The sequence below is a fragment of the Agrobacterium sp. ICMP 6402 genome, from assembly GCF_009498615.1.
Classification (GTDB): Bacteria; Pseudomonadota; Alphaproteobacteria; order Rhizobiales; family Rhizobiaceae; genus Agrobacterium; species Agrobacterium burrii.
The window spans coordinates 1-509 of record NZ_QSNV01000037.1 but is presented as its reverse complement, the minus strand read 5'-3'; the positions used below and the strand labels follow the sequence as shown (position 1 = coordinate 509).

1 pseudogene is annotated in these 509 nt (G+C 58.7%); it reads right to left on the bottom strand.

The annotated features are described in order from the left end of the window. Positions 1–509, bottom strand: a pseudogene (locus DXT96_RS26840) (mannose-1-phosphate guanylyltransferase/mannose-6-phosphate isomerase); the annotation flags it as partial.

Below are 509 nucleotides of genomic sequence, written 5' to 3'. Positions count from 1 at the left end.
GTCGCCGTTCCCTTGACGACGATCCAGTGTTCCGAGCGATGATAATGTTTCTGGAACGAGATGCGGTGGCCGGGATCAACCGTGATGTGGCCGACGCGGTAGCGCTCATCCACATACATGTGTTCGATGTATCCCCAGGGGCGATAAACACGTTTGTGCGCTTGCGTTCGCGGCGCATGGTCGCTGTCCTTCAGCGTCTCCACCAGCCCCTTGACATCCTGCACCCGGTTTTTCGGCACCACCAGAACCGCATCCTTGGTGGCCACCACCACCAGATCCTTGGCGCCCACCACCGTCGTCAGCAATTGCGTGGAGTGAATGAGGCAGCCCTCGGAATCAATGAACACGCCATCGCCTTCCAGCGCATTGTCGTTGCCGCGCTTCTCAGCGATCTCCCAGATCGCGTCCCAGCTGCCGATATCCGACCAGCGAAAATGGCCATGCACCACCGCCATGCGTTTGGTTTTTTCGATCACCGCATAGTCGATGGAGTTTTTCGGCGAGGCCTC